1 protein-coding gene and 1 pseudogene are annotated in these 445 nt (G+C 68.8%); one reads left to right on the top strand and one right to left on the bottom strand.

Features of this window, described 5'->3' with window-relative positions:
* The coding region (locus LPA54_RS38935) for an adenylosuccinate synthetase (RefSeq protein WP_228985119.1) at window positions 1-100 on the bottom strand (100 nt) is incomplete at its 3' end.
* A gap of 186 nt (window positions 101-286) precedes the next feature.
* On the opposite strand from LPA54_RS38935, the pseudogene LPA54_RS38930 reads away from it, so the two are divergent.
* Window positions 287-445 (top strand): annotated as a pseudogene (locus LPA54_RS38930) (diacylglycerol kinase); the annotation flags it as partial.

Genomic DNA, 445 nt, shown 5'->3' with positions numbered 1-445 from the left:
GGTAGCGCACCACATAGTCGACGGAACCACCGAGCAGGTCCGTCGCCTTTCCCTTGCCTTCGTCACCCCACTGAGCACCGAGCAGCACAAGTGCGGGCACGCGCGTACACCCCTTCCGGGCGGGGCATGTCCAAGGTCAGGGGCGCACACGGAGGATCTCCGCCGCGTGCACCGCGACCACCGTTGGCCGCCAACCGTCGGACCGGATGCCCCGGAATAGACGAAGCCCCTGGCGCAATAGCGCAAAGGGGCTCTTGCACAAAGATGCTACCCGAGGAAGCGAGGCATGGCCGAGGTGGCGACTTCCGGGACTTCTTCCGCGACGTCCGATCAGCTCCTGGTGGTCATCGATCCGGTCGCCCGGCGGGCGGACGGCGAGTCGGTCCGGATCGCACGGGACGTGCTCCGCGCGGGTGCGGCGGGCGCGAAGGTGTGCCTGCCGGAC

The sequence above is a fragment of the Streptomyces sp. DH12 genome (assembly GCF_020873895.1).
Lineage (GTDB): Bacteria > Actinomycetota > Actinomycetes > Streptomycetales > Streptomycetaceae > Streptomyces.
The sequence above is the reverse complement of the archived record's forward strand: the minus strand, read 5'-3'. Positions and strand labels throughout refer to the sequence as shown.